Below are 26,093 nucleotides of genomic sequence, written 5' to 3' on the forward strand. Positions count from 1 at the left end.
GCCGCTGCGGCTTTCCGCGGCTGGACAACCCGCTTGCGGTCCAGCGGATTTTCACATCTATACCAGCATCATCCCCGGCTCTTCGAGCAACTGCTTGAGGGTTCGCAGAAACTCTGCGGCGGTGGCGCCGTCTACGGCGCGATGGTCGGCGCTGAGCGTCACGCTCAACATCGTGCGCGCAACCACCGCCTCGCCGCGAACCACGGGGCGTTTCTCGGCCGCGCCGATCGCCAGAATCCCCACCTCCGGCGGATTGATGATCGCGCTGAATTCCCTGACCCCATACGTTCCCAGGTTGCTCACGGTAAACGTCGCGCCGCTCATTTCCTCGCCCTTGAGCTTCTGGGCGCGGGCACGCTCCACAAGATCGGCGCTGCGCAGACGGATCTCACGCAACCCCATCTGGTTGATGTTTCGCAACACCGGCACGATCAACCCCTCCGGCAGCGCGACGGCCATCCCCAGATGCACATCGCCGAAACGCGTGATCTCGTTGGCGGCCAGGTGGGCGTTCAGCGCCGGGTGCCGCAGCAGCGCGGTGGCGACGGCCTTGGCAATGAAATCCCCCAGCGACAGGCGCACGCCCTCACTTTCAAGCTGCTGATTGATGCGTTGCCGCAGATTCACAAGCTCTTCAACGTCGATGTCGATCGTTTCGTAGAAGTGCGGGATCTGTTGTTTGGCCTGCTGGAGCCGCTGCGCGATCGTGGCCCGCATTTTGGTCAGGGGGATGGTCTGCTTCTGGCCAGAGGCGATTCGCTGAGGCAGAGGCTGCGCGGCGGCAGGTCTGGTGGGCGGCTGTGGCGTCGGCTGAGGCGCGGCGGCGCCCGCCAGTGCCGCCTCGATGTCGCGTTGCACGATTCGTCCACCGGGGCCGCTGCCGCGGATGCTGCGGATGTCGAGGCCGCGTTCTTCGGCCATTCGCCGCGCCAGCGGAGAGATGCGAATGCGTGGCTCCTGATCGCCGCCGGGCGGTGGCGCCGGGGGCGAAGGCGCGGTTGTGGGTGCGGCGGCGGCCGGGGCGGTGGTTGTGGCGCGGGCAGTCTGACGCTCTGCCTCGCGGCGCATGTCTCCTTCGGTTCCGACAGCCGCCAGCTCCTGCGGCGCCGCGGCCGGCGCGGCAGCGGCAGCGCCGCCGCCCTTGCCTCCGGAAAACTCACGCTTGACCGCCGCCGGGTCTTCGCCCGGCGAGGCCAGCACCGCAATCCGCTCGCCGACCTTCACCTTCTGGCCTTCGCGGGCGTCGATCAGCGCCAGCGTGCCGGATTCGAACGACTCCATCTCCATCGTCGCCTTGTCGGTCTCCACCTCCGCGATCGTCTCGCCGGCCTTGACCTTGTCCCCCTCCTTCTTCAGCCACTTGACGACGGTCCCCTCGCTCATGGTGTCCGAGAGCTGGGGCATGGTGATCTCAACGGGCATGTCACGCTCCGCGCAGACAGGATAAGGGCAGAAGGATGAATGAAAGCAATCTTCATCCTTCTGCCTTCATCCTTCATCCTCATCTGTAACAGACTTCCTTCACTGCCTGCACAACCTTTTCGACGCTGGGCTGCATGGCCAGCTCCAGATAATGGTTGAACGGCACGGGCACATCTTCGCTGCACACGCGCTTGATCGGCGCGTCCAGGTCGTCGAAGAGCTTTTCGCCCAGACGCGCCTGGATGCCGGCGCCCATCCCGCAGAACGGCCAGTCCTCGTCAACGACTACCAGCCGGTGTGTTTTCTGGACCGAATCGATAATCGCCTGCTCGTCCAGCGGGCGAAGCGTGCGCAGGTCGATCACGTCCGCTTCGATCTGGTGATGCCGGGCCAGCTCATCAGCGGCCCGCAGCACCATCTTCATCACCTTGCCATAGCTGACCAGCGTGACGTCGTCGCCGCGGCGTTTCACATCGGCCACGCCGATGGGAACGGTGTACTCCCCTTCCGGCACTTCGCCTCGGTCGTTGAGCATCAACTCGGATTCCAGGAAGATCACCGGGTCGTCGCAGCGGATGGCGCTTTTGAGCAGTCCCTTGGCGTCGTAGGGATTGGACGGAGCGATCACGACCAGCCCCGGCACGCGGGCATACCAGGCCTCGACCCGATGGCTGTGCGTGGCGCCCAGTTGATGGGCGATGCCGTTACCGCCGCGAAACACGATCGGCAGCTTCACCTGCCCGCCGGACATGTAGCGGATGTTCGCCGCGTTGTTCACGAGCTGATCGAAGCAGACCAGCGAGAAGCTCCAGCTCATGAACTCGATGATGGGTCGCAGCCCGGCCATCGCCGCGCCGATGCCCAGCCCGGCGAAGCCGGCTTCGGAGATTGGCGTGTCCAGGACCCGTCGCGGGCCGAAGTGTGCCAGCATCCCCTCGGAAACCTTGTAGGCGCCGTTGTACTGGCCGACTTCCTCGCCCATGAGAAAGACATTCTCGTCTCGCTCCATTTCCTCCCACATGGCCTGGCGGAGGGCTTCTCGGAATTGGATTTCAGGCATAGGTTCTTCTCGTACGATCAGATCAACCGCGGATGTTCATTGCCGGGCGAAGGCGCGGCTCATGGAATCGACCGACTCACGCCGCACGTGATTTCGCGGGCGTCGTTGTCGCCGCCATCACTTTTTGCGCTCCGGGTCGAACGGATAGGTCTCGGCCAGAATATCGGTGTACAGTTCCGTCAGATCCGGATGCGGGCTGGCGTCGGCAAACTTGACCGCGTCGTCCACAATCTGACGGATCTGCGCCTCATACTCGTTCAGCGTCGCCTCGTCGATCAACCCCTTTTCCTTAAGCCGGTTCTCGTACAACGTGATCGGATCGCGCGACCGCCAGTATTGCAGCTCTTCCTTGGTCCGGTACTTCATCGCGTCCGACATCGAGTGGCCGCGATAGCGATACGTGTTGGCCACCAGGTAACTGGGCCCCTCGCCAGCTCGAGCGCGCTGGCAGGCCTCGGACAGAGCGGCGATCATGGCATCCAGATCGTTGCCGTCCACATTGCGATGCGGCATGTTGTATCCGCAGGCGCGCTTGGCCAGGTCCTTCTCGGCGCTGTGCCGCTCGACCTGCGTGCCCATGGCCATCTGGTTGTTCTCGACCACAAAGATGCACGGCAGCTTCATGAGGCTGGCCAGGTTCAAGGATTCGTTGAAGGTTCCCTGGTTGACTGCCCCGTCGCCGAAGAGAGTGAAACATACGCCTCCGGTCTGCTTGTACCAGCAGGCGAAGGCCAGCCCCGTGCCCAGCGGGATCTGTCCGCCGACGATTCCGTGTCCGCCCATGTTTCCCACTTCCACCTGGAAGTAGTGCATGGATCCGCCCTTGCCCTTGGAGCAGCCGGTGACACGCCCGAACAGCTCCGCCATCGCCGCGCGCGGGTCCATGCCCAGGGCCAGCGAATGCCCATGATCGCGATAGCCGTTGATCAGGTAATCTTTGCCCTTCTGGAAGACCGCCGCGATCCCTACTGCCACCGCCTCCTGACCGCTATACAGGTGACAGAACCCCCCGATTCGCTGCCCGGGCTTGGTGTATTCCTGGAAGGTGCGTTCTTCAAAGCGGCGGATGAGCATCATCATCCACAGCCGCCGCCGTTCTACGCTTCCATCGCTGGAACTTCCGCTCTGCAAGGCATTTGTGTCCGCAGACGCGGCACTGCCCGATGCTCGCTTTTCGGTTGGCTTGCGGTCTACCTGATCGGCCACGGCCATCGTTGGATTACTCCACAATGAGTCCAAAGTTGCGCGGGTCGGTTCACCCGTTGGCGTGCCGCGGCGCGGGTGGCCGACGCACGCCCTGGTCCGCGGGGCAGTGTAGTGGAATCCGGCCCACGTTCAACTGCCCCGCCGCTGGACGGTCCTACGATTCGTTCATCGGATCAATCCTAGGCTCCAATCGCCCGTGGATGCGACTGACAATCGTGGCGAAGTATCGGTCCGATAGAAGATTATCATCAACACCTGCAACCCCTGACCTCAACACCCCGCGAATCGGGCCCGCTGCAAACTCCGGGCAGGTAGCACGACGCGCTGGCTGGTGAGTTGACGCTGCACGGTGAGCCGTCGATGATGCAAGCATGCTCAGCCCGCAATCCGCCTCCACTTCCACGCCGCCAAAACAACTGAAGATCAACAAGTACCCCAACCGTCGCTATTACGACACGACGCGCAGTCGCCACGTGACACTCGAGCAGATTTACAGCCTGATCCGCGACGGCTACGAAGTACAGGTGACCGATTCGCGTACGCGCCAGGACATCACCGCCAGGGTTCTGACGCAGATCCTGATCGATCTGGATCCACAGAAACTGAGGGTCTTCCCGCTCGCCATGCTCCACCGACTGCTGCGATCCAATCCCGAGCGGGTCAATGATTTCATCGCCAAGCAGCTCAGCCAGCCGCTCAATGCCTTCCTCCAGCCCCAGCCCGACAGCCGGCCAGATTCCACGGATGAACGCCGGTGAATCCGATCAGGCCCGCAGCCTCCCATCGGGCGTGCCCATTTTGTGTAGCGCGCAAACGACGGCGCAGTTGAATCTTCGACAGCGGTTTCTTGTGTCACGAGCGTCCCGCTCGTGTGCTTCGCGCCCGCGCGGGTGAGACACCCGCGATACAAACCGGCATGCCCCTGCTCGCATTTCCCCGCCGGTCCAGGATCGCTCAGTTCACTATGCAGGCGCACTTCCGGAAATCCGGGCACACGCTGCCCATTCAGGCGCGGCCGACGCCATACAATCAGACGATTCCCACAGGGAGGCATCCGATGCTCATCCGGCTGATCCTTGGGATTTGTCTGCTGACAGCGCCCTCGCCTGCCGAGTCGGGCGGTGTGGATACCAACCCGCAGAAAACTTCGCAATCCCACGCATCTTCCTCGCTCTCAGCTCTGCTGGATGCGATTCGCACTGCGCCGGAGCCAAGTCAGGTCATCAGCGCCTACGCCAACGCCGTGGCGCACAGCAGCGAGCAGATGCTCATCGATCAGGCCTTCGTCGCACGCATGGTGGAGCTGGGATTTCCGGACCTGGCCGAAGCACAGGCGGCCAGCATCATCCGGCAAACTTCGCGCGACGGGCTGGCGTGGGCGGTGCTCGCCTTCGCCAATGCCCGACGCGGCCAGCTCCAGCCGGCGATCATTCACATCGCCAGGGCCACGGACGCAACACCCAATCATCCCTTCGTTATGCGCACGGCGGCGCAAATCGTCGCCTGGTACGATGCGCTAAACGATGAGCACAAACGCCCGATAGCTGATGCAGCTCATCAAGTCGCCGACATCCGCAGCAGCCTGGGCTCGCGAGCGACGTTTGTTCATGCGTACGACGAAGCAGCCCGGGCCATCCAGGCCGCCCAAACCGCCGCAAGCACAACACAACCGCCGCACACGCCGCCGCCCGTGGTGCTGCTCGGTTCCCCGCCAGATGCCGTCGCCGGGACGTTCTGCCTGCCCGCCGCTGTTGCGCACGGCGACTACGGGATGTATGACTTTGGATTCGGACCGATCATCACGTACTTGGATCCTGGCGCGGCCTACTTCGCGCGGCATCGCGGCGGCTTCGGCGGGCATCTCGGTCGCGGATTTTACGGATACGAAAGCGTCTACATCAGTTCCTGGGCGCTGCGGCACTCCCCCGCCGCCCGCATCGCCGCAGCCGCCGCCGCTGGGCCTTTCGTCTCACGCTTCCCGGCGGCGCCACGCATTGGCCTGGTTCCCATCCGCGATTACCACGATCATCGCTTCCACACGCACCGCTCCCCCGGCGGCATCTGGCGCGGCCAGTTTCGGCGGTAATACCTTCGGAATCGCAATGCGTCGCCCAGGGAATCCGACATCTGCTGCAAATCGCCGAGCACTTTGGCTCTAACACACACGAGCCATTTCGTGCATACTACTGGTCATGAACGCAGACGGATCGCCGCTTCGACGGACTTTGAGCATCCTCCAGCGCGGAATCGAGCAGCAACTGCACATCGGCGCACAACTTTACGTGTCACATCGCGGCACGGTGCTGGCCGACGTGGCGATTGGCGAATCACGCGCCGATGTGCCGATGTCGCCCGAGACGATCAACCCCTGGATGAGCAGCGTCAAGCCGATCGTCGCGGTGGCGGTGGCACAGCTCTGGCAGCACGGATTGCTGGACCTGGACGATCGCGTCGCCCGACACATCCCCGAATTCGGCGTCCGCGGCAAGGAGCCGATTACCATCCGGCATCTGCTCACGCATACTGGCGGATTTCGCGCCGTCATCGGACTTCAGTGGAATGACCCGTTTCAGGACGCAGTCGCCAAAGTGTGTGAGACACCCCAGGAACCGCGATGGGTCCCGGGACGCACAGCCGGCTACAACCCCAACGGCGCGTGGTACATCCTGGCCGAGCTGCTGCGCCGGCTCGACGGCCGCCCGATCGATGAGTACGTCCGCGAGGCGATTTTCCTGCCGCTGGGGATGCATCACTCGTGGCTGGGGATCAGGCCAGAGGTGTATCGCGCCTATGGCCGACGGATCGGGTACGTCTACGATACCAGCACTGGCGAGGTGCGGAGTCCCAAATACGGCAACACCGAAGACGATGCCGCCGTTATCCGCCCCGGCGCCAATGGCCGCGGGCCGATCCGCGAGCTCGCTCGCTTCTACGAAGCGCTGCTCCACAAGGACAAAACCAGGCTCCTGCTGATGCCGCAGACGATCGAGGCCATGGTGGCCCGGCATCGCGCGGGCATGTTTGACCTGACCTTCAAGCACGTGATCGACTGGGGACTGGGATTCATCATCGACTCCAACCAGTACGGCCCGCAGACCCTGCCCTACGGCTATGGTCCTCACGCCTCCCCACGCACCTTCGGCCATAGCGGGCATCAGTCTTCCTGCGCGTTCTGTGATCCGGACAATGCGTTGGTGGTGGCCTGGTTCTGCAACGGCATGCCCGGCGAGGCGAGACACAACCATCGCCAGCGCCAGATCAACCAGGCGATCTACGAAGACCTGGGACTGGTGCCCGGTTCACCGCGCGCGACGGATGAGGCTCAATCGATCGCGCCCGCAGTGCAACCTGCGCATGCGTGACTCGTTTGTCTTTGGTCGATGTCGCGCGATCGGTCTTCAACGAAACTCTTCGGGCATCTGGAAAGCAGCGGCCGAGTCGTCTGAAGTGTCGGCAAACCGCCGCCGTCCCCAGGTCAGCCACTCCTCTTGAAGTTTCTGCCAGTTCATGCCGCGTGCCTCCAGAACCCGGGTCGCGTTTTGCCCGTCGGCCAGATCACGAGCCAGCGAGCGCAACAGCTCGACATCGTTTTCGACCAGATACGCGACGACGGATGCGAGCTGCGCGTAGTGCTGGGCCGTGATCGGCGAGTCAAACAGGATCGCCAGCGGCTTGAACAAGCCCTTGCCGGCGGGGTCGATCGGCTTGGCGAACTGCGCCGCCAGTTCCCGCCGCGACAGCGACTGCGGATGCACGCACGCCTGCACATAGCTGGCGATGCCCTCCTGAAGCGGCGTGTGTGGTGGATGCCCGCTGAGCAGCCGCAGGTCGCGCGCGACAATCGCGTGGGCCGACTCGTGCAGATAAACCGGCCGCCGCGGGCCAAGCTCGGCGCGATAGGTCGAGGTTGCGACGTCCTGCACGCTGTATCCACCCTGGGTTGGCGGGCGGATCTCAGCCTGCCACTGCTCGCCGAGCCGCTCGTAGAACGCCTTCTCATCCTCGGCTCCTGCAAAGATCAGCAGCGCCACCGGCCCAAGCTCATCGGTCGGTCGCACCGCCTCGCCAAAGACGCGCCGCACAAACGCGCGGGCGTTGCGCATGTCGTGCAGCAGCCGGGACAGCTCCGGCTTTCCTATCGCCGGCTGCGCGTCGCTGGCCACCAGAAGACCGTCTTGCAACACACACTCCCGCAGGCGCGACCCGAACGCCAGATCCATCAGCCACTGGGCGCGCTGCTCGTCGGTCTGGGCGCCGCTCAAGCGAAGTTCATCCAAATCAATGCGTTTGGCGGGCGATTCGACGCGCAAGGCCAGCCCGCGAACCTCGTCCCAGTCCCCCACGCGCGCGTTGTCCCACCGCCACGTCCGCAACGGCGCATCCACTTCGATCCACTGCTGGCCCGGATCGAGCTGGAACCGTCGCTGGAAGATCGGTCGGCCGCGCGCATCCAGCGCCAGCCAGCGGAGCCGAACCCGCTGAGTCGCATCGGGCGCGCGCAGCATCGCGACAAGCGAGTCGCGATCCGCAAATCCCCTGTTCAGCTTCAGGTCGAGCCGCACGTATGCCCCCCGTTCAGCAGAATCTCCATCCAGATCCATCCGAAGGAACGATCGCCCACCCGCAGCCGAGGGATCGGTAACGATGCGCGCTTTGGCGTTCCGTGAGGTCGCAAGCTCCTGGACGGCCCCAGCCTCGAAGTCCGCGATCAACTCATCGCTCAGGCCGGCCGATTGCGATATCGCCACCGATCGCGCAAGCACCAGAATCAGCAGGCTGGCGATCACGGCGGGAACGGGCGCGCGTCGTTGCATGGACTGCATGGTAGACCTGATCAGGTCACTATTCGACCACGCCGCAACCATTAGCATGGCTCGTCGCAACTGGCGTGCGAACAACCGAACCGTCTTGGGAGACGAGCCATGACCAATTCCCGCTCGCATCGCAATTCTGTTTCCGCATCGCGCAGTCACCACGTCGGCACAACCGATCAGCGCCACAGGCGCCGCACGCGGCGGCTGATGGCCGGCGCCGTCGCAGCGGCCGTTGCCGCGGTTGCGGGCGTCGCCAAAGGCGATGGGAACTTTGACGGCGGACAGGTCTCGCTGACGCAGACGCGGCAGTGGATCGCGCCCGGACCTGTTCCGGGCATCAACTGGAACCTGGACACATTGCCGCTGCCGGCCGACGCCCTGGCGTTCGCCGAATGTGGCGACGGGCGCGTCGATCTGATGGGCATGCTTCACACGCATCCGGAAATGAAAATCGCCGACTGGGTCACCTACGACTGGTTCAACGGGGCGCTGGAGATCAACGGCGCCACGGCCGCCATAAACGTCGGCGCCACCGTCGATACGACCTACGGCTCGGCCTATTTCGCCGATGGAAACACGATCGGAGCGGACCTGTCGCTGACCAGCTCGCTCACCATCAACTTCCATCACGTCAACAGCGGCGCGTTGCGGCTTTCGGGGCGCCTCAGCGGCAATGCCAACCTCATCGTCGTCCGCGCGCCCGCCGGCGCAAACGTGCGATCGCTCTACATCGAGCAGGACAACGCCGCTTATGCCGGCAACGTCTCGATCACCACCGGAACCGCAGTCCGCCTCCTCGAGACCGGGCGAACCGGCACCGGCATCATCAACCTCGACGGCGGCGATCTGGACATCCTCTCCGAAGTGCCCGGCGGCGAGGTCCTGACCAATTCCGTCTTCTCGGCCATGGGACGTATCCGCGCCGAGCGCAACTACACGCTCAACCCCATGCCCCCGACGCCTCCGACGCTGGCCACCCACGTCATCCGCGACATCACCATCGACAACCCCGCGATGCTCGGCGGCAGCAACGACGCCTACATCGAGTTCGCCGCCGACAGCGGATACAGCTTCACCACGCGGCGGATGGTGCTGGGCAACGCCGGCGTGGCGGCGCCGGGGTCGCGCACCGTCATCGTCAACAACGGCAGCCACTATGACGGAACCGCAGGCTCGCGAAGGCTCACCGGCCCCAACCGTCTGGGCGAAACGCTCGTCACCACAACTGTGTCCTCCGGAGCGGGCAACCCCTCGTTCTTCGACATCGATCCGATCATTCAAGGCGGGCACACCCTGTTCAAACGCGGCACCGGCGTGCTTGTCATCGACGGCGACAACCAGACCACCTCGATGGGGCGAAAAATCATCGACGAGGGCGTGATCAGCTTTTCCACGCCGCTCAGCTATGGCACGACCAACGGCCTCGCCGGCGGACCGGCGGTGTCGGTGCTGCTTCGCGGCGGACCGGCGCCGGTTTCGGCGGGCATGGGTGTCGGCTACGCCACTGCCGTGCCGCCCAATCTGCTCACCACCGGCTCGATCCCCGGACAAAGCGGCGCGATCGACATCGATGTCACAGCGAACCCGGCGGCCATCGCGCTGCCGATCGTCAACACGGCCGGCACGAACACGGCGCTGCGCATCGGCTCCAGCGGCCGCGGCGTGCAGACCGGGCCGATCCTGCCCTTCGTGAATTTTGCGGCCGGAGAGGGTTTCTACTTCCTCGGCGGCGGCGGGGGCGAGCTGGAGATCGCCACGCCACTGGGTCCGGCGCCGGGCGCGAACCGAACCGTCGTCGAGATGGGCACGACCGGGCAATTGCTGCCCGGACGTGTGAGCCTCACCGCGCCGATCAATGGCGGCGGCACCATCCGCACCCATATCCGCGCCGGCACCCTGGCGGCGCTGCCACCGGGAGTCCTGGCCAACCAGGCCTTCACCTCGCTCGGAGCGTACTCCACCGCGCTGAGCACGGCCAGCTACTACACCGCCGCGCCAGCCAACACCCCCTACGACGGCCCAGGGCAACTTCTGCTCGATCACGTCGCACACAACAACGGGCTGTACAACTACGCCGCCGGCGGCTCATTCGGGGCGGCGCCGCTGCTGCTCGACGGCGGCGCCATCGGGTGGACCGGCGATGTCAGTCTCAATGCCCTGCCCGGCACCTACAACATGCCGCTCTCCTCGACGCTTTACCAGTCCGCCGCCGCCCCATCGGCGCCGCTGCTGACCGCCGTGCTGCATCTGGGAGGCGAGCACAGCGCCGGAACCATGATCGCCAACTTCCCGATCAGCGACAACTTCAACACGCCGGTCGCTTTGCTCAAGAGCGGAGTCAACAGCACGCTCGATCTCACCCCGCTGCCGGTGCACCCGTTCAGCGGCGGGCTGGGCATCATGGGAGGCGTGGTCATCACCAACTTCCCTGAACAGCTCGGACGAAACACGGTGACCATCGACGACGGCGGCGAGCTGTCGATCGTCGCCCCGCCGCCGGGCGGAGGGCTTACGTTCCCGCAGATGCTGCGTGTGGCCAACGGCGTGGAGCGAAGATCCAGTGTCGTGCGTGTCGCGATGGGGCAGATCGCCAGCTTTGTCGGGGCCACTTCTCCCATCGGCGCGCCCCTCGAGGCCGATCCTTCCGCGCCCGGATCGTTGCTGGAGAAGCAGGGTCCCGGACAGCTCAACCTCTACATGACCGCCTTCAACGCCGCCAACTACGGCTCGCCAACGAACTCCTGGGGAATCAAGGCCAGCGACGGGATCGTCTCTCTCAACCATCTGCCCGGCAACGCCTCGCCGTTCAACGGCCAGGCCGTCTTCAACGGCGGGGTTATGCAGATCGTCTCGCCGACGGGGCCGGGAGGGATCATCGTTCCTCCGCCCGTCCTGTTCGATCCCAACTACGGCTTTGCCGCGCTCAGCTCCTACGCCGGGACCAAGAGCGAGCTTCGTCTGGGTGACCAGGCGTTGTTCCACACGACCGGCGCGCAGCGCGGCGACTGGATGGGCAGGCTCCACGTGTCGATGGGGGCCAACTCGATCTTCAAGCTGGCGGCCAACGTGTTCGGCGCGCCGCTGGACACCCGCGGCACCGGCGAGATCACCTTCGACGGGCGAGGCGCCGTGCAGTTCACCCCCTTCCCCGGCGGCGGGCAGATCCTCTATCCGCGCGACGGCGGATTCACCACCGCGCTGGATAACGGCGTGCTGTTCAGCGGCACCCGAGAGGCCGACATCAATGGCAACCTGCTGTTCAACAGTTCCGGCGGCGCCGGGGGCGTGGTCTTCATCGACGGCGCGGTCGTGGGCGTCGCCGCCCCGCCGCCCGTCGCGGCATCGACCTGGACCATTGGCGGCACAGGATTGACGAGCTGGAACGGAACCGTCATCAAATGGCAGACCGAAGGGATCCCCGGCGCCGGCGGGCCGTTCGTCTCCGGCAGCGTCAACTTCAATCGCTGCGAAGGCGCGCCGGTCATCGTGCAGCCGGGAGCGACGCTGCGCATCGAGTTCGGTGTCGTCAATGCGGGAAATACCGCGGATCCGTTCACCGACAACAGCGGCCTGGCGACCACGGGCAACCACGTGAACGTCGAAAACAACGCCTCCGGCCCGGGCGTGGGCGTGCCGCCGGCGCGAGCCTTCAACATCACCCAGGGCACCAAGCGCGTGGGCGATCTGACCGTCAGTGGCTTCAATCCCGCGGCGCCTGCGTTGGGCGTCAGCGCAACTTCCGTGTATCCCGGCGCGCGGCTCGAGGCGAATCACATCCGCCAGAACCGCCTGGACATCAACGCTGGCGCTGTCGCCATGACGTACGTCAACGGCGGCCCCGGCGGCACCAGCCGAATCCGCACGCTCAACATCGACCCGGCCGGCGGCGCGCTGGACCTGAACGACAACGACCTGATCGTGACCGGCGGAACGCTGGCAACGATCACCGGGCAGATCAAAACCGGTCTGGAGAACGGCGGCGCGTTCGACTGGCTGGGTCCGGGTATCCGCAGCACTGAAGCCAACGTCCGCAACACGGCGGCGGGAAGCTTCCTGTACGGGCTGGGCGTCATCCTCAACGACCTGGCGCAGGTCGGCGGCGTGGGGCCGATCTACGCCAGTTTCTCCGGCCAGGCCACCAGCGGCATCACCGATGTGCTCGTGAAGTTCACATACTTCGGAGATGCGGACCTGAGCGGCGCGATTGACGCCACCGATTACTCGCTGATCGACAATGGCTATGTGAACGGACTGAGCGGATGGATCAACGGCGACTTCGACTACAGCGGCGTCATCGACGCCACCGACTATGCGCTGATCGACAACGCCTTCGTCAACCAGAGCGGCGTGCTTGCCGAGGCGATGATCGCCCGGCACGCCAAGCTGTTCAGCGGCGAGTACCTGGCGGCGCTGAGCGCCGTGCGCGCAGGCGTCATCCCCGAGCCGGCGAGCATCTGGGCATGCATCGCACCCCTGTTGATCGCCGCAGGCACAAGCCCGCGGCGCAGTTCCGGGCGGAAGCAGCTTCCGAAAAGACTCCCGACCCCTTAAAATAAGGGGTCGGGAGTCTTTTCCCGGCGCATCAAAAACACTCCCGACCCCTTTTTCAGTCCGACCCCTTTTTCAGTCGAAGAAGGTCAGATACCTGCCGCCGCTGCTGAGGCGGTGCAGCAGCACGCCCAGCTCCAGCAGGTGATAGTCGCCCCACATCGAGGATTCGCCGCAGGGAATCTTGCGGCCCTTCGGCACGTGGTCCCAGCCATTGGGACGATGGTAGATCGAGTGCAGCAGCAGCCCCTGGTGTTTGGGGCTGGTGGCCAGATAAGTGTCGCTCAGCAGCGTCCGGGCGATGCTCAGCCCTGCCTGGGTGTATCGAGGTTTGTTCAGGTGTCTTCCCAGTCGCAGCAGCGCCTGTGCGGCGATGGCGGATGCGGAGGCGTCCACCGGCTCATAGTCATTGAACGGGTCGGCGGGCCTGTCGCGCCAGCCCTGGAGCTGCGCCAGTCCCGGCGCGCCGTCATCCCAGTAGGTGATGCCGTCCAGCGCCGAGCAATCCTCGATGTAATGCTCGCTGGTCTCTACCGCCGCCTGCGTAAAGACGCGCATCACGTCGCGTCTGGGCAGGCCAACCGACTGCTTGAACTTGCCCTCAGGAATGGTTGCGAAGAACTCGAGCTGTTCGGCGTAGCCGAGCATCGCCCAGGCCAGTCCGCGCGTCCAGGTACTGAACGGTGAATATCCCTGCTGGGTGGATCGGCAGCGGAACAGCCCGTCGTTGCGGTTGAAGATCGCCTCGTGGGCGGTTCGTCCGCGAACGTCGTAGGTGTGCTGTGACTGGCCGTGGAAGATGATGTACTGATTGGTCGCCAGGCCGTGCAGCACCGCGCGCTTGAGCAGGTCGGCGGCGCGGTCATTCTCGTGCATGAGCCGATGCCCCAGTTGCCAGGCCACGCCGAGAATGCGGATCGTCCGCATCGTATCGACGAACAGCGAATGCGGGCCGTTGAATGAATAGATGTAGCCAAGCTGGGTGGCGTTGGCCGACAGGGGCGAGGGCTTCTCCACGCGGATGCCCTGCCAGCGTGCCGCCTGCACCGCCCCGCTGGATTTGAGCGCCAGCTCGTAGTATTCGTTTTCCCATTCGTTGTGGGGGAACTTTCCCTCGCGCATGAGGCGGCGGAGGTTGCCGAAGGTCGAGAGATTGTTGAAGCCGTGATCGTGCACGCCCACGTGCGTGATGTGCGGAGGCATGTGCCGGCGGGTGCGGTCTCGCCCCAGCTTCAGCAGCGCCCTGTCGCCGGTCACGTCGAAGGTCAGGATGGCGCAACCGTAAACGAACCCCTGCGTCCATTCGGTCCATCCGCGAGTGGTATACTTGCCTTCGACGGTGAACACCGGTGTGCCGCGTGAGACATCCCAGGTGCGGTCGATGTCGCGTACTTTGCGCCCGGCCAGATCGAACAGCCGCTGCAGAGGCTTTGTGAGGTCCGACGGTTTGAGTTTCGGGTCAATGCGCATGAGAATTCCGTATCTGATGTTTCACGTGCCGCAGGGCACGAAAGTGCGAACGTTGTGCGGGCAAGATGTCGCGCTGTCAAGCGCGGCGCGGCAGCCGCGATGGATGCATGGTTGAATCGCTGGAGTGCCCCAGGGGCCGGCGCCTGCGGCGGCGGCGAACCTTTGCATTGTGCCGCGGCTTGCGGTATTTGATTCAGATGCTTCACGACGAAGTGATTCTGATCCTGGATTTCGGGTCGCAGTATTCGCAGCTCATCGCGCGTCGCGTTCGCGAAGCGGGAGTGTACAGCGAGCTGGTTCGGCCCGACATTTCCCTGGAAGAGCTGCGTGCCAGGAACCCGCGGGGACTGATCCTGTCCGGCGGGCCGAGCAGCGTCTATGAGCCGAATGCTCCGCGATGCGATCCGCGGATTTTCGAGCTGGGCGTGCCGGTGCTGGGGATCTGCTACGGGATGCAGCTTGGGGCACAGCTTCTTGGCGGGCAGGTGAAGCCGGCGGCGGCCAGAGAGTACGGGCGAACCAAGCTTCGCATCATCCGCGACGATCCGTTTCTCAAGGGACTGCCACGCGAAACCACGGTGTGGATGAGCCACGGCGATCAGGTGCACGAGCTGCCGGCGGAGTTCGTGGCGCTGGCGACCACGCCGACGTGTCCCTTCGCCGCGGCAAAGCACGTCTCACGGCCGTTCTACGGCGTGCAGTTCCATCCTGAAGTGACGCACACGCCCCGCGGCGAGCAGATCTTCCACAACTTCCTGTACGAGATCTGCAAATGCTCCGGCACCTGGACGATGGGGAACTTCGTGGAGCAGGCGGTGCGCCGCATCCGCGAGCAGGTCGGCACCGGAAAGGTGATCTGCGGTCTGAGCGGCGGAGTGGATTCCAGCGTCACCGCGGCGCTCTTGCACAAGGCGATCGGCGATCAGCTTGTGTGCATTTTTGTGGACAACGGGCTGCTGCGGAAAAATGAGCGGCAACGCGTGGAAGCGACGTTTCGCGACCATTTCAAAATCAACCTGGTCGTCAGCGACGCCAGCGAGCATTTCCTCCGCGAGCTCAAGGGCGTCACCGACCCGCAGCAGAAACGCAAGATCATCGGGCGTGAATTCATCGCCGCCTTCGAGCGCGAGGCCAACGCCATCGAGGGCGCGCGCTATCTGGCCCAGGGGACGCTGTATCCGGACGTGATCGAATCGGGGCGCGGGCATGCGGGCATGGCGGCGAGCATCAAGCTGCACCACAACGTCGGAGGTCTGCCCGAAGACCTGGATTTCGAGCTGGTCGAGCCGCTGCGCGAGCTGTTCAAGGACGAGGTGCGAAAGGTCGGCGAGGTGCTGGGCCTGCCCGAGGAAATTGTCTGGCGGCATCCATTTCCCGGACCGGGGCTGGCGGTGCGAATCATCGGGGAAGTGACCCCCGAGCGGCTGGCCATCCTTCGCGATGCCGACGAGATCGTGCTTGAAGAGTTGATGGCCGCCAATCTCTACCGCAAGACCGCGCAGGTGTTCGCCGTGCTGGTGCCGATCGGAACGGTGGGCGTGATGGGCGACGCCCGCAGCTACGAGGGCGTGATCGCGATTCGCGCCGTGGAGACTCAGGACTTCATGACCGCCGACTGGGCGAGGATTCCGTTCAACGTTCTGGCGGAGATGAGCAATCGGATCATCAACGAAGTGCGGGGCGTCAACCGGGTCGTTTACGACATATCCAGCAAACCGCCGGCAACAATTGAATGGGAGTAGTGAGTACAGACTGTTGCTGGGCGCACGTCGATTCGGAGCTGCACCACGCGCTTTGCGCGGGCACAAATCATTACTGATCAAGATGTCGCGATAAATTCAAGCTGCTCCAAGTGAAAAACCGGCGAAGGGTGTGGCCGAGTCCTTGATCACGGGATATCCGTGTCCTATGATCCGCTGACTTTCCGTGGCAGTGAATTCTGAAAGGCATGCCCGATGACTCTCGCTGTAGAACCCATCGTTAAGGACACGACCCGCAAACAGGTACCGCCTGCGCAATGGAAGACGCTGGACGGCAATGAGGCCGCCGCGTCGGTGGCTTACCGGCTCAGTGAAGTGATTGCCATCTATCCGATCACACCAAGCTCGCCCATGGGCGAGCTTTGTGATGAATGGGCCGCGCAGGGAATGAAGAACCTGTGGGGCACCGTTCCCAGCGTGACGGAAATGCAGTCCGAAGGCGGCGCCGCCGGCGCCGTGCACGGGGCGGCTCAGGCCGGGGCGCTGGCGACCACGTTCACCGCCAGCCAGGGCCTTTTGCTGATGATCCCCAACATGTACAAGATCGCCGGGGAACTCACGCCGTTCGTGATGCACGTGACGGCCCGCACGCTGGCGACGCATGCGCTGTCGATCTTCGGGGATCATTCCGACGTGATGGCCTGCCGCCAGACCGGATTTGCCCTGCTCTGTTCCGGCAGCGTTCAGGAGGCGCACGATCTGGCGCTGATCGCGCACGCCGCCACGCTCGACAGTCGCGTGCCCTTCCTGCACTTTTTCGATGGGTTCCGCACCAGCCACGAAGTGGCCAAGATTCAGGTGCTCGACGACGAAGTGCTCGAGAAAATGATCAACCCGCAGGCGATCGAGGCGCATCGCCAGCGGGCGCTGACGCCCGACGCGCCCAAGATTCGCGGCACGGCGCAGAACCCGGACACGTTTTTCCAGGCGCGTGAGGCGTGCAACCGCTTCTACGACGCCTGCCCGGGCGTAGTGAAGGCCGCGATGGAGAAATTCGGCAAGCTCACCGGCAGGAAGTACTCGCTGTTCGATTACGTGGGCGCGCCCGATGCCGATCGGGTCATCGTCATCATGGGCTCGGGCACGCAGACGGTCGACCAGACCGTGCAGCGGCTGGGCGAACGTTTCGGGGAAAAGCTGGGCGTGGTGAAGGTACGGCTGTTCCGCCCCTGGAGCGTGCCCGATTTCATCGCCGCGCTTCCCAAGACGGTCAGGAAGATCGCGGTGCTGGATCGCACCAAGGAGCCGGGCGCGATCGGCGAGCCGCTGTATCAGGATGTGGTCACCGCCCTGCGCGAGGCCAGGGACCAGGGCCTGATCAGCACTGAACCGACCGTCATCGGCGGGCGATACGGGCTGAGCAGCAAGGAATTCACCCCCGCAATGGTCAAGGCAATCTTCGACGAGCTGAAAAAAGACAAGCCCAAGAACCACTTCACGATCGGCATCGTCGATGACGTGACGCACACGTCGCTGGATTACGACCCGGAGTTCAACATCGAAGGCGCCGACATCGTCAAGGCGGTGTTCTTCGGGCTGGGCGCCGACGGAACCGTCGGGGCCAACAAGAACTCGATCAAGATCATCGGCGAGGAAACCGACAACTTCGCCCAGGGATATTTCGTGTACGACTCCAAGAAGAGTGGAGCGATCACGATCAGCCATCTGCGATTCGGTCCCAGGCCGATCCGCTCGGCGTATCTGATCCGCCAGGCGAACTTCGTGGCGGCGCACCAGTTCACGTTCATGGAGAAGTACGACGTGCTGGAGTACGCCGCGCCGGGCGCCACGTTCCTGCTCAACGCCCCGTGGGGGCCGCAGGAAGTCTGGGACCATCTGCCGCGCGAAGTCCAGCAGCAGATCATCGACAAGAAGCTGAAGTTCTACGTGATCGACGCGTACAAGGTCGCCCGCGAGACCGGCATGGGCGTGCGGATCAACACGATCATGCAGACGTGCTTCTTCGCGATTTCCGGCGTGCTGCCGCGCGAGCAGGCGATCGCGCAGATCAAAAAGGCGATCGAGAAGACCTACGGCCGAAAGGGCAGGGAGATCGTCGAGAAGAACTTCGCGGCGGTGGATCACACACTGGCTCATCTGCACGAGGTTAAGGTTCCCGGGCAGGTCACCTCCACGATCAGGATGCCGCCGATCGTCAGCGAGGAAGCGCCCGATTTCGTCAAGCGCGTCACTGCGGTGATGATGGCCAACAAGGGGGATCTGCTGCCGGTCAGCGCGTTTCCGGTGGATGGCACCTGGCCGCCGGGCACGACCCGATGGGAGAAACGCAACATCGCCACGGAGATTCCGGTGTGGGATCCGGCGATCTGCATCCAGTGCAACAAGTGCGCGATGGTCTGCCCGCACGCGGCCATCCGGGCAAACGTCTATCCTCCAGAATATCTGGCCAACGCGCCGGCGACGTTCAAGTCCACCGACTACAAGGCCGCCGACTTCAAGGGCTTCAAGTACACCATCCAGGTGGCGCCGGAGGACTGCACCGGATGCAGGCTGTGCGTCTCGGTCTGCCCCGCCAAGGACAAGTCCAATCCGAAACACAAGGCGATCAACATGGCCGAGCAGATGCCGCTGCGTCAGAGCGAGCGGGAGAACTACCGGTTCTTCCTGAGCCTGCCGGAGCCGGATCGCACGCGAATCCGCATCGACGTCAAGGGCAGCCAGTTCATGCTGCCGCTGTTCGAGTACAGCGGCGCCTGTGCCGGGTGTGGCGAGACGCCTTACATCAAGCTGCTCACGCAGCTCTTCGGCGACCGGACGCTGATCGCCAACGCCACCGGCTGCTCGTCGATCTACGGCGGCAATCTGCCGACCACGCCGTATTGCACGAACCGCGAGGGACGCGGGCCGGCATGGTCCAACTCGCTGTTCGAGGACAACGCCGAATTTGGCCTGGGCTTCCGTCTGGGCATCAACAGCAACCGCCAGATCGCCACGATGCTGCTCAAGCAGCTTTCCAGCCGGGTGGGTGAGAACCTGGTCAGCCAGATCCTCCAGGCACAGCAGGATGACGAGGCGGGGATCGCGGCGCAGCGTGCCCGGGTGGCGGAGCTGAAAAAGAAGCTGGCGGAGATCCCGACCGCCGAAGCGCGGGCGCTGCAACAGCTCGCTGACTACCTGGTCCGCAAGAGCGTGTGGATCGTCGGAGGCGACGGATGGGCCTACGACATCGGGTATGGCGGACTGGACCACGTGCTGGCGTCGGGGCACGACGTGAACGTGCTGGTGCTGGATACGGAGGTGTACAGCAACACGGGCGGGCAGGCGTCCAAGGCGACTCCGATGGGCGCCGCCGCCAAGTTCGCCGCCGCCGGAAAAGCCACGCCCAAAAAAGACCTGGGCCTGATGGCGATGGCGTACGGAAACGTCTACGTGGCGCGCGTCGCCTTCGGCGCCAAGGACGTGCAGACGGTCAAGGCGTTCCTCGAGGCCGAAAGCTATCGCGGGCCTTCGCTGATCATCGCCTACTGCCACTGCATCGCGCACGGTTACGACCTGGCGTTCGGAGCCGATCAGCAGAAGCTGGCGGTGGAAAGCGGCTACTGGCCGCTGTACCGCTACGATCCGCGTCGTCTGGCCAGCGGACAAAGCCCGCTTCAGCTCGACTCGACGCCGCCCAAGGCGCCGCTCACGGAATTCGTCAAGAACGAGACTCGTTTCCGGATGGTCGAGCGGCAGGATCCGGCCCGGTTCCGCGAGCTGATCGCCGCCAGCCAGCAGTACGCCGCAAGGCAACTGGCGCTGTATCAGGAACTGGCCAAAGGTCTGGGTGGTGCCAGCGGGAACGGGGAGAAAACACAAGAGTGAATTCGAATCTCGGCTTTTGACTTTCGATTCCTGACTTCGGATCTGACACTGCGCGATGCACGAGTTGCGGATCTGAAGGCTCGAATCGGTCAGGAATCGAGAATCACATACGGGAGTCCGTCCATGGACCTGTCCACTACTTACCTGGGTCTGCGGCTGAGCAGTCCGCTGATGCCCGGCGCCTCGCCGATGGTTGATGACCTCGACACCGTGCGACGCCTGGAAGATGCCGGCGCCAGCGCCATCGTCATGCACTCGCTGTTCGAGGAACAGATCACCGGCGAGAAGCTGGCGACCATCTACCACATGGAGCTGTACGCCGACAGCTATTCCGAAGCCCTGAGCTACTTCCCGCGAAGCGATGACTTTGCCCTGGGACCGGATCAGTACCTGGAGCAGATCCAGCGGATCAAGCAGGCGGTGAACGTGCCGGTGATCGGGTCGCTCAACGGCACGACCCCCGGCGGATGGATCGAGTACGCCAAGCAGATCGAGCAGGCCGGGGCCGACGCACTGGAGCTGAACACGTATTTCGTGGCGACCGATCCGCAGGAGACCGGCTGGGCCGTCGAGCTGCGAATCCTGGAGGTCGTCCGCGCCGTGTGCGAATCGGTGACGATCCCCGTTGCCGTCAAGCTCTCGCCCTACTTTTCTTCCCTGGCCAACTTCGTGTATCGCCTTGACGAGGCCGGCGTCGAGGGACTTGTCCTGTTCAACCGCTTCTATCAGCCCGACATTGACATCGATCTGCTGGAGGCCGTGCCGACGCTCAAGCTCAGCGACTCCAGCGAGCTGCTGCTGAGGCTCAGGTGGCTGGCGATCCTCTCGCGGCAGATCAGCGCGAGCCTGGCCTGCTCCGGAGGCGTGCACACGGCGCAGGACGCGATCAAGGCGGTGATGGCCGGCGCCGACGCGGTGCAGGTGGTCTCGGCCCTGCTGCGGCATGGGCCGGAGCATCTGAAGGTGATCCGCGACGACATGGTCAAGTGGATGGAGGAAAACAGCTATTCGAGTCTGCGGCAGATGCGCGGCAGCATGGCGCTGAATCGCTGTCCGGATCCGCAGGCGTTCGAGCGCGCCAATTACATGCGCACGCTGCACAGTTGGCGTGCGGCCAACACGTAGCCACCAGACAATCCGGCCGAACGCCGATCAACGCGCATTGGCCAGTGTCCGGTCCTGGCCATAAGCGGATCATTGGCAGGACCAGTCCCTCCGTTCATTGCCCGGTTTCCACCAGGATTTTTCTGGCAACCGCCGTGCCCAGTATGGTCTGCTGCCGCCCTTGCGGTAGCACGCGAACCGCCTGCGCGATCTCGTCGCGCGACTCGACGGTTACGGTCACGCCCGGCGTCAGACCGCAACGATCGATGAACTGCAAGAACGCCGGCTCCTGGTCGATGATCCGCGCCACCCGCATGGGGCGATGCGGCTCGCAGTCGGCCAGGCTTCGCGTAGGCGACTGATCCACGTCTCCCCGCGCCGTGGGGATCGGATCGCCATGAGGATCCACCCTGGGGTGGCCAAGCAGCGCGTCGATCCGATCCAGCACCTTCTCCGAAATCGCGTGCTCCAGCTCCTCGGCCTCTTCGTGAACTTCCGACCAGTCCAACCCCAGCACCTTGACCAGAAACAACTCGACCAGGCGATGGCGGCGAAGCACATGCAGCGCAAGCTGCTCCCCGCCACTGGTCAGGCGAACTCCCGTCCGCGGCTCGTAGCTGACCAGCCCCGAATCGGCCAACGCCTTGATCATGCTGGTGGCAGTGCCCGGCACAACCCGCATGACGCTGGCCAGCCGCCCCATCGAGACAAGCTGCTCTGGCGACTGCTGCTGCTGAAGGTAAAGCTGTTTGAGGTAGTTTTCGACGGTGCTGCTGGGCATGACCGACTCCGCACGGACACTTCAGCCAGATGATAGCCTTCGATGAGTCGTTTGACAAAGATCGAAGGATGATATACTCTTTTTTGGACGCTCAAAATCTCCACCTGGACCTTCCATGAGCGACTCGGTTCCCGCTAGCTCTTGCGATTCGGGTCAAACGCCGGTCGCCGGCAGCACCGGCGGCGCTGTCTCGCTGGAAGAAGTCCACCGCTCCGTGCCCATCCCGCACGGGCGCTGGAGGCGGCTGCTGGCCTTCGCCGGACCCGCCTATCTGGTCTCCGTCGGGTACATGGACCCGGGCAACTGGGCCACGGACATCGAAGGCGGCGCCCGCTTCGGCTACCAGCTCATCTTTGTGCTGCTGATGAGCAACCTGATGGCCGTGCTCATGCAATCGCTGGCTGCGCGGCTGGGGCTGGTGACCGGACAAGACCTCGCCCAGGCCTGCCGCGAGTCCTACGGCCCGGCAATCCGCTGGATCCTGTTCGTTCTGTGCGAGATCGCCATTGCCGCCTGCGACCTGGCCGAAGCCCTCGGCACCGCGATCGGAATCAACCTTCTCACCGGGCTGCCACTTACCTGGGCGGTGCTGCTCACGGCGCTCGACGTTTTGCTGCTGCTGGCCTTTCAACGCTTCGGCATCCGCAAGATCGAAGCGCTGATCGTCACGCTCGTGCTCACCATCGGCTTGTGCTTCGTTGTGGAAATCTTCCTGAGCAAGCCGTCCATCGCCGGCATTGCCTCCGGTTTCCTGCCCAGGCCGCTTTCCGGCCAGATGCTGGTGATTGCCATCGGCATCCTCGGCGCCACCGTGATGCCGCACAACCTGTACCTGCACTCGGCGCTGGTGCAAAGCCGTGACGTCGTGCGAACCGAGGAAGGTATCAGGCAGGCTTGCAGGTACAACCTGCTTGATTCAGCCGTGGCATTGAACGCGGCATTCTTTGTCAACTGTGCCATCCTGATTGTCGCGGCCGCCACCTTCTGGACGCGCGGCATCGCGGTCACCGAGATCCAACAGGCCCACACGATGCTCGAGCGTCTGCTGGGAACCCGGATTGCACCGATCGCCTTCGCCGTCGCATTGATCTGCGCCGGGCAAAGCTCCACGATCACCGGCACGCTCGCCGGCCAGGTCACCATGGAAGGCTTCATCCGTTTCCGGCTGCGTCCATGGCTTCGCCGGCTGATCACGCGCAGCCTCGCAATCGTTCCCGCGGTTGTGGTGATCAACGCGACCGGCGACCAGGGGACCTACAGACTGCTGATCCTCAGCCAGGTGATCCTGAGCCTGCAACTGCCGTTCGCGGTGGTGCCCCTGGTGAAGTTCACCTCCAGCCGTAGACGAATGGGAGCGTTTGCCTCATCTCGGCTGATCACCCTGCTCGCCTGGCTCGTCGCCGCGATCATCATCTCGTTGAACGCCAAGCTCGTGTGGGAACAGATCGCCGCCTGGGCGGTGTCGGCGGGCAGGTATGGCTGGCTGGTGCTGGGCACGACCTCGCCGCTGGCCGCGGGGCTGGGTCTGCTGCTGCTGTGGATGATTTTCCGCCGCGAAGATCTGGTCGAATCCGTCGGCGTGGCGAATGCGCGCGAGGTCGTCGATCGCGCCCTGACGATGTCGCGCACGATCCGCCGGATCGGCGTGGCCCTGGGCGCCGACGGCAACGACGCGCCGATGCTCGCCGAAGCCATCGCCGTTGCGCGAACCCATCACGCGCAGCTTATCCTGATGCACGTGGTCGAAGGCGTCGGCGGTCAGTATCACGGCGCGGGTGCCGACGACGTCGAACGCCGCCAGGACGAAACCTATCTGTCCGAACTGGCTGCGATTCTGCAATCCCAGCTCGATGGCCAGGTGGACGGAGTGCGCCTCATGCTGGGCTATGGCAACGTTCGCCGCGAGCTGGTCCGGCTCGCCCGCGAAGCGCAACTGGACCTGCTGATCGTCGGCGGGCACGGTCACCGCGGCCTGGACGACATCCTTCGCGGTACGACCATCGACGGCGTGCGCCACAGCCTGGCGATTCCGGTCGTGGCCGTGCCATCCCGCCAGCCAGCGTCAATCGCCTGATCCATCAGCGTCGGGCCAAAGCGGCCCTTGACCGAACCCAGGCAAACGGGTAGTGTTTCCATTGACTTTGATTAATCAAAATATGAAATACGCGCAACCGACTTTCGTTCTGCTGCTCAGCGTCGTCGCGATTGTGCTCGGGGTCGCTCTGCTCAGCGCCTGCGGCAGCAGCCCCGCCGCTACTTCGGGCAAGCCGCGAGTCGTCGCCACCACCACGATGATCGGCGACCTGGTGCGGCGCATCGCCCAGGACCGTGTGGAGTTGAAAGTCATCATGCCTCCGGGCGTGGATCCGCACACCTTCAAGCCCTCCACCGCCGACCTCGGAAACATCCAGCGCGCCAACCTGGTGCTGTACAATGGCCTGCACCTGGAAGGCAAGATGGTCGACCTGCTCGAGCACGAGCTGGGCGATCGGGCGGTGGCGGTGACACGCGATATCCCGCCGGAACTGCTGCTGCCGTGGAAACAGACGACCGGCGCGGCCGGTGGCGGCGGCGCGCACGACCCGCACGTCTGGTTCGACGCCTCGCTCTGGGCACGCGCCGCCAAGACCGTCTGCGATGCGCTGGTCCGCCTCGATCCCGAAGGCGCCGACGTGTACACCAAAAACTACGAACAGCTCAGAGCCGAGCTTGACGCCCTGCACGTGGAAATCAGCCAGAAGCTGGCCGAGATCCCCAAACAGCGGCGCGTGCTGATCACCAGCCACGATGCCTACAACTACTTCGGCCGCGCCTACGACATCGAGGTCTTCGGGCTTCAGGGAATCAGCACCGAGACCGAGGCCGGTCTGACCAACATCAACAACGCCGTCGACTTCATCCTCCAGCGGAAGATCCCCGCGATCTTTGTAGAAAGCTCGGTCAGCCCCAAGACGATCGAGCGCGTGCAGGCTGACTGCAAGTCTCGCGGATTCGACGTGAAGATCGGCGGCGAGCTGTATTCGGATGCCATGGGCAGCCCCGGCGAACGCCCCGGCTACGCCGTGGAAACCTACGCCGGCATGGTCCGCTACAACGTCGATACGATCGTCAAGGCGCTGAAATGAACACGACTCAAGCCGCGGCGACGTCGCAAATCCACAGCGGCGAAGGCCAAACGCCCAATGAGCAGACCGCCACTCGGCGTTCCGAAGGCCAGGCGGGCCACTTCGTCCCCGCCTTGGAGGTCCATGACCTCACCGTCAGCTATCACCGCAAGCCGGTGCTGTGGAACGTGGACCTGGCGATTCCGCCCGGCAGGCTTGTCGGCATCATCGGGCCCAACGGCGCGGGAAAGAGCACTCTGATTAAGGCAATCATGGGACTGCTGCCGCTTTCCAGCGGCTGGGTGCAGGTGTTTGGCCGGCCCATCGAGGAGCAACGACAGAAAATCGCCTACGTCCCGCAGCGCGAAAGCGTGGACTGGACGTTTCCGGTGACGGCGATGGACGTGGTGCTGATGGGCCGATACGGCAGCGTGCCGTGGTACAGGCGGATCGGGCGGCGCGACCGCGAGCGCGCCCGCCAGTGCCTGGAAAAAGTGGGCATGCTCCCGTATGCGCATCGACAGATCAGCAATCTGTCCGGCGGACAGCAGCAGCGGGTCTTCCTTGCCCGTGCGCTGGCGCAGGACAGTGAGATCTATCTGATGGACGAGCCGTTTGCCGGCGTCGATGCCGCCACCGAGGCCGCCATCATCAAGCTGCTTCAGGAGCTGCGTGCCGGCGGAAAGACCGTGCTGGTGGTCAATCACGACCTTCAGACGGCCAAGGAGTACTTCGACATGCTGATCCTGCTGAACATGCGGCTGGTGGCGTTCGGCCCGACCGAGCAGGTGTTCACGCCGGAGCTGTTGCAGAAGACGTACGGCGGGCGGCTGACGATTCTGGCGGATGTTGCGGATGCGGTGGCCGACGCCGAGCTCGGCGTCGCCAAACCGGCACAGAAACCCGCCACCCCCGCCTTCGATCCGCCGACTGGGTTATGACGCATCGGTCTGGCAGATGAGCCACGAAGACACGAAGAAACGAAGCAAAGAACAGGAG

General features: G+C 64.2%; 16 protein-coding genes. 10 read left to right on the top strand and 6 right to left on the bottom strand.

Annotated elements, in window-relative coordinates:
• Nucleotides 1-57: 57 nt before the first annotated feature.
• The 3 genes from ACQS5P_RS04980 to pdhA all read right to left on the bottom strand — a co-directional run bounded on the left by ACQS5P_RS04980 (nt 58) and on the right by pdhA (nt 3,694).
• A complete protein-coding gene (locus ACQS5P_RS04980) occupies nt 58-1,422 on the bottom strand; it encodes a dihydrolipoamide acetyltransferase family protein (protein ID WP_428939798.1) in 1,365 nt (454 codons plus the stop codon).
• A gap of 79 nt (nt 1,423-1,501) precedes the next feature.
• Nucleotides 1,502-2,482 carry a pyruvate dehydrogenase complex E1 component subunit beta gene (locus tag ACQS5P_RS04985; RefSeq protein WP_428939799.1) on the bottom strand — a complete coding sequence of 327 codons (981 nt, stop codon included), beginning with the start codon at nt 2,480-2,482 and terminating at the stop codon, nt 1,502-1,504.
• Between the two features lie 117 nt (nt 2,483-2,599).
• Nucleotides 2,600-3,694, bottom strand: coding sequence for a pyruvate dehydrogenase (acetyl-transferring) E1 component subunit alpha (pdhA, locus tag ACQS5P_RS04990; protein ID WP_428939800.1), 1,095 nt, complete (start codon nt 3,692-3,694; stop codon nt 2,600-2,602).
• Between the two features lie 365 nt (nt 3,695-4,059).
• Between pdhA and ACQS5P_RS04995 the strand changes: the two genes are divergently transcribed.
• The 3 genes from ACQS5P_RS04995 (at nt 4,060) to ACQS5P_RS05005 (ending at nt 7,050) form a co-directional block, all read left to right on the top strand.
• A complete protein-coding gene (locus ACQS5P_RS04995; protein WP_428939801.1) occupies nt 4,060-4,446 on the top strand; it encodes a polyhydroxyalkanoate synthesis regulator DNA-binding domain-containing protein in 387 nt (128 codons plus the stop codon).
• Nucleotides 4,447-4,745: 299 nt separating this feature from the next.
• A complete protein-coding gene (locus ACQS5P_RS05000; protein ID WP_428939802.1) occupies nt 4,746-5,774 on the top strand; it encodes a hypothetical protein in 1,029 nt (342 codons plus the stop codon).
• Nucleotides 5,775-5,880: 106 nt separating this feature from the next.
• Nucleotides 5,881-7,050: a serine hydrolase domain-containing protein gene (locus tag ACQS5P_RS05005; protein WP_428939803.1), complete on the top strand. Its 1,170-nt coding sequence runs from the start codon at nt 5,881-5,883 to the stop codon at nt 7,048-7,050.
• A 36-nt stretch (nt 7,051-7,086) separates the two neighbouring features.
• Here ACQS5P_RS05005 and ACQS5P_RS05010 read toward each other — a convergent pair whose 3' ends face one another.
• Nucleotides 7,087-8,502, bottom strand: a complete 1,416-nt coding sequence (locus ACQS5P_RS05010) for a hypothetical protein (RefSeq protein ID WP_428939804.1) — start codon at nt 8,500-8,502, stop codon at nt 7,087-7,089.
• Between the two features lie 108 nt (nt 8,503-8,610).
• On the opposite strand from ACQS5P_RS05010, the gene ACQS5P_RS05015 reads away from it, so the two are divergent.
• A complete protein-coding gene (locus ACQS5P_RS05015; protein ID WP_428939805.1) occupies nt 8,611-13,053 on the top strand; it encodes a hypothetical protein in 4,443 nt (1,480 codons plus the stop codon).
• A gap of 72 nt (nt 13,054-13,125) precedes the next feature.
• Here the strand turns inward: ACQS5P_RS05015 and ACQS5P_RS05020 are convergent, their stop codons facing one another.
• Nucleotides 13,126-14,520 (bottom strand): glycosyl hydrolase, encoded by a 1,395-nt coding sequence (locus tag ACQS5P_RS05020; RefSeq protein ID WP_428939806.1) that lies wholly within the window; start codon nt 14,518-14,520, stop codon nt 13,126-13,128.
• A gap of 197 nt (nt 14,521-14,717) precedes the next feature.
• On the opposite strand from ACQS5P_RS05020, the gene guaA reads away from it, so the two are divergent.
• The 3 genes from guaA (at nt 14,718) to ACQS5P_RS05035 (ending at nt 21,230) form a co-directional block, all read left to right on the top strand.
• Nucleotides 14,718-16,262: a glutamine-hydrolyzing GMP synthase gene (guaA, locus tag ACQS5P_RS05025; RefSeq protein WP_428939807.1), complete on the top strand. Its 1,545-nt coding sequence runs from the start codon at nt 14,718-14,720 to the stop codon at nt 16,260-16,262.
• 213 nt (nt 16,263-16,475) lie between these two features.
• Nucleotides 16,476-20,105 carry a pyruvate:ferredoxin (flavodoxin) oxidoreductase gene (gene nifJ / locus ACQS5P_RS05030; RefSeq protein ID WP_428939808.1) on the top strand — a complete coding sequence of 1,210 codons (3,630 nt, stop codon included), beginning with the start codon at nt 16,476-16,478 and terminating at the stop codon, nt 20,103-20,105.
• 123 nt (nt 20,106-20,228) lie between these two features.
• A complete protein-coding gene (locus ACQS5P_RS05035) occupies nt 20,229-21,230 on the top strand; it encodes a dihydroorotate dehydrogenase-like protein (protein WP_428939809.1) in 1,002 nt (333 codons plus the stop codon).
• 94 nt (nt 21,231-21,324) lie between these two features.
• Here ACQS5P_RS05035 and ACQS5P_RS05040 read toward each other — a convergent pair whose 3' ends face one another.
• On the bottom strand, nt 21,325-21,990 hold the full coding sequence (locus ACQS5P_RS05040) for a metal-dependent transcriptional regulator (protein WP_428939810.1): 666 nt from the start codon (nt 21,988-21,990) through the stop codon (nt 21,325-21,327).
• A gap of 115 nt (nt 21,991-22,105) precedes the next feature.
• On the opposite strand from ACQS5P_RS05040, the gene ACQS5P_RS05045 reads away from it, so the two are divergent.
• From ACQS5P_RS05045 to ACQS5P_RS05055, 3 genes are all read left to right on the top strand, one after another.
• Entirely contained in the window at nt 22,106-24,064 is a 1,959-nt protein-coding gene (locus ACQS5P_RS05045) for an Nramp family divalent metal transporter (RefSeq protein WP_428939811.1), read from the top strand.
• 82 nt (nt 24,065-24,146) lie between these two features.
• The gene (locus ACQS5P_RS05050) at nt 24,147-25,115 is read left to right on the top strand and encodes a metal ABC transporter solute-binding protein, Zn/Mn family (protein WP_428939812.1); all 969 of its coding nucleotides are present in this window, start codon (nt 24,147-24,149) and stop codon (nt 25,113-25,115) included.
• Entirely contained in the window at nt 25,112-26,035 is a 924-nt protein-coding gene (locus ACQS5P_RS05055) for a metal ABC transporter ATP-binding protein (protein ID WP_428939813.1), read from the top strand. The genes ACQS5P_RS05050 and ACQS5P_RS05055 overlap by 4 nt, the downstream gene beginning before the upstream one ends.
• Nucleotides 26,036-26,093: the final 58 nt, after the last annotated feature.

It is taken from the genome of Fontivita pretiosa (assembly GCF_050410795.1).
Classification (GTDB): Bacteria; Planctomycetota; Phycisphaerae; order Tepidisphaerales; family Tepidisphaeraceae; genus Fontivita; species Fontivita pretiosa.